General features: G+C 69.5%; 2 protein-coding genes. Both read right to left on the bottom strand.

Annotated elements, in window-relative coordinates:
* Positions 1 to 959, bottom strand: a 959-nt coding sequence (locus AC2VOG_RS17835; protein WP_486941175.1) for a signal recognition particle receptor subunit alpha, incomplete at its 3' end; no start/stop codon positions are given.
* A gap of 12 nt (positions 960 to 971) precedes the next feature.
* Positions 972 to 4,019, bottom strand: a 3,048-nt coding sequence (smc, locus tag AC2VOG_RS17830) for a chromosome segregation protein SMC (protein ID WP_486941174.1), incomplete at its 5' end; no start/stop codon positions are given.

Raw genomic sequence — 4,019 nt, 5'->3', positions numbered from 1 at the left:
AACCGGCCCGCGGTGTCGATCACCACGACGTCGGCGCCGACCTCGATGCCCTTGTCGACGGCATCGAAGGCGACCGCCGCCGGATCGGCGCCCTCGGGTCCACGCACCACATCGGCGCCCACGCGCGATGCCCAGGCCTGCAACTGATCGGCCGCCGCAGCACGGAAAGTGTCGGCCGCGCCCAGCACTACCCGCCGGCCGTCGGCGACCAGCACCCGCGCGAGTTTGCCCACGGTCGTGGTCTTTCCGGTTCCGTTGACGCCGACGACCAGCAGCACCGACGGGTGGTCGTCATGCGGCAGGGCACGCACCGAGCGGTCCAGACCGGGTTGCAGCTCACTGATCAGAACCTCGCGCAGCACCGCGCGGGCATCGGCCTCGGTGTGGACGTCCTTGCTGGCCAGCCGGCTGCGCAGTTGAGCCACCACCGAACTGGTGACGGTGGGGCCCAAGTCGGCGATCAGCAGGGTGTCCTCGACCTGTTCCCAGGAATCCTCGTCCAGGTCTCCACCACCGATCAGCCCTAACAGGCTGCGGCCGAAGGTATTCTGCGACCTGGCCAGCCGCCCGCGCAGCCGCTCCAGCCGCCCTTCGGACGGGGCGATCTCCTCCACTGCGGGCTCCGCCGTCGCGGGTTGTGGCGCAACCGGGGAAGCTTCCGTATCAGGCTGGGGCAGGTGAACATCGGAGACGGTGCGCTTGGGCGCATCGCGCGGAGTTGACGCGTCGTCGCCGACGGCGGGCAACCCGGTGGTGTCGATACGTTCGGGAGTTTCGGTGCGGCTGAATGTGATTGCCGACGACGCGGCATAACCGCCGGAGCGGTCGAGGGTGGGGGTTTGCTCGCCGCCGGACAGGCTGATCTGCCGTCGCCGGTAGCGCACCAGTCCCCACACCAGGACGGCGATGACGACCAGGGTGACAGCAACCGCGATCGCGATCCAGACAGCTTGGGGCAAAGTATTCCTCGCTTAAGTAGTGGTGACCAGCTCGTTGACCTGCTGACCGCGCATCCGTTGCGAGATCACCGTAGTGATGCCGTCGCCACGCATCGTCACGCCGTACAGCGAGTCGGCGACCTCCATGGTTGGCTTCTGGTGGGTGATGACAATCAGCTGCGACTTGGCCCGCAGCAGCTCGAACAGGCCGATCAGCCGCCGCAGATTGGTGTCGTCGAGCGCCGCCTCGACTTCGTCCATGATGTAGAACGGCGATGGGCGGGCCCGGAAGATGGCGACCAGCATCGCGACCGCGGTCAGTGATTTCTCGCCGCCGGACAACAGCGACAGCCGCTTGACCTTCTTGCCGGGTGGACGAGCCTCCACCTCGATGCCGGTGGTCAGCATGTCGTCGGGGTTGGTGAGCAGCAGGCGGCCCTCGCCCCCGGGGAACAGCGTGGCGAAAACCCCTTGGAATTCCCGCTCCACGTCGATGTAGGCCTCGGTGAACACCTGCAGGATGCGGGCGTCGACGTCGGCGACGACGTCGAGCAGATCCTTACGCGCGGCCTTGACATCCTCGAGTTGAGTGGACAAGAAGTTGAAGCGCTCCTCCAGGGCGGCGAACTCCTCCAGGGCCAGCGGGTTCACCCGGCCCAGCTCGGCCAGTTCACGTTCGGCGCGTTTGGCGCGACGCTCCTGGGTGGGCCGGTCGAACGGCAGCGGGGCGGGCGCGCTCACCGGCTCGCCGCGCTCGCGGGCCTGTTCGTATTCGGCCATCTCCAGCTCACTCGGCGGCAGCGTCACCTGGGGGCCGTATTCGGCGACCAATACGTCGGGCGCCATGCCGAATTGTTCGAGCACCATCTGCTCGAGCTGCTCGATGCGAAGTGCCGCTTGGGCTTTGGCCACCTCGTCGCGGTGCAGCGACTCGGTGAGCACCCCGATCCGGGTGGCCAGCGCGTTCACCTCCTCGCGGACTGCGACCAGCGCCGCGGAACGTCGTTGCCGTTCGGCCGCCAGCACGTCGCGGTTCTGCGATGCCGCTGCGACCACTTGACTCAATCGGCCGGCCAGCAGACGCCCGGCGTCGGCTACCGCGGCGGCCACCTTGGCAGCGCGCTGGCGTGCCGCACGAGCCTGCTGGGCGCGGACCCGGGCCTCGCGCTCGGAGGCGGCGGCGCGACGCAGCGAATCTGCCTTTCCGCGAACGGCATTGGCACGCTCTTCGGCGGTGCGTACCGCAAGCCTGGCCTCCACCTCGACGCCGCGGGCCGCTTCCGCCGCCGCGGCGATCTGCTGGCGGACCTCGCCGTGGCTGGGCTCGTTCGAAATCTGTTGTGGCTGTTCGATGTTGCCCAGTCGGCTCTCGAGTTCACCGAGCTGCGCGAGGGTGTCGGCGCGCCCGACTTCCAGCTCCTCGCGCTGGCGCGTGAGCCGACGCCAGTCCTCGTCGGCAGCGCGGGCGTCCTGGCCGAGCCGGCCGAGCTGTTCGTAGATCGCCGATATGGCGGCGTCGGATTCGTTGAGCGCCGCCAGCGCCTGCTCGGCGGAGTCCTGGCGGGCGCTCTGCTCGCTCACCGCACCGGACAAGGCCGCGCTCAACTCGTCGGCCTGCTGCTCTGCCACCGCGAGTTCAGCTCGCGCCTTGGCGATCTCGCTGGCGATCTCCAACGTGGAGGGTTTGCGGTCGGAGCCGCCGTTGATCCAGCCCGCACCGACCAGGTCGCCGTCGCGGGTGACCGCGCGCAATTGGGGCTGCGCGGCGACAAGATTCACCGCCGCGGTCAGTTCACCGACCACTGCCACCCGGGACAGCATGGCGACCATCGCGCCGCGCAGCCGCGGCGGTGCCTCGACGAGGTCCAGTGCCCAGCGCGCGCCGTCGGGCAGGGCTTCAAGCCGTGAAGGCTCCTCGGCGGGCCAGTCACCGAGCACGATGGCCGCTCGGCCGCCATCGGCCTGCTTGAGCGCTGTCACCGCATCCGTTGCCGCGGTGAAGCTTTCGGCCGCCACGGCGTCCGCGGCGGAGCCCAGCACCGCCGCCAGCGCTGTTTCATAGCCGGACTGAACCTTGACCAGCTTCGCGATTGACCCGAAAAGGCCTGCACCACTTAAATTTTGGACCAGCCAGGCGGCGCCGTCTTTACGCTCGAGCCCGACCGACAGCGCATCGATGCGCGCCCGCAACGAGGCGACCTGACGTTCGGCGCCGCGCTCGGCGGACTGCAATTCGGCAACCCGCTCGTCGGCCAGTCGCAGCGCGGCGACAGTGCGGTCGTGGTGCTCGTCGAGACCGACTTCGCCCTGGTCGAGTTCGCCGACCCGGCCCTGCACGGTCTCGAACTCTGCCCGGGTTTGTTGGACGCGGGTGGCCGCCTCCTCGATGCGCTCCGACAGCTTGGCGACACCGTCGTCGATCGACTCGACACGGGCCCGCATCGTCTCGACCTGGCCGGCCAATCGGGCCAGGCCTTCGCGGCGGTCGGCTTCGGACCGCACCGCCGCCAGGTGGGCCTGTTCGGCCTCGGTGGCAGCGCGTTCACGGTCGGCCAGCTCGGCGCGCGCCGCATCCAGCCGGGTTCGGGTGGCCTGCAGCTCGGCGAGCAGTTGCTGTTCGGCGGCAGCGACCCGCTCAGCCTCGGCCTCTAATTGGTCGGGGTCCGGGCCGCCCGTCGGTGCGGTCTCGACGTCCAGATGCTGAGCTCGCTCGCTGGCGATGCGCACCGTCGCGCTGACCCGTTCGGCCAGGGCAGACAACGCAAACCAGGTCTGTTGCCCGGCTTCCGCCCGCTCAGAGAGCTGGGTCAACGCCTGCTCATGAGCGGCAAGTTCCTCAGCGGCTACCGACATCCGGGCCGAGGCCTCGTCGTGCTCGCGGCGCAGCGTCGCCTCCGCGTGGTTGGTGTTGTGTAGCTCGGACTGCCGGGTGACCACGTCGTCGGCGGCCAGTCGCAGTCGGGCGTCGCGCAGGTCGGCCTGGATGGTTTGGGCGCGACGAGCCACCTCGGCCTGGCGGCCCAGCGGTTTGAGCTGGCGACGCAACTCGGTGGTCAGGTCGGTCAGCCGGGCCAGGTTCGC

The sequence above is a fragment of the Mycobacterium sp. TH-M11 genome (genome assembly GCF_057473725.1).
This window is presented reverse-complemented; position numbering and strand designations above follow the sequence as displayed.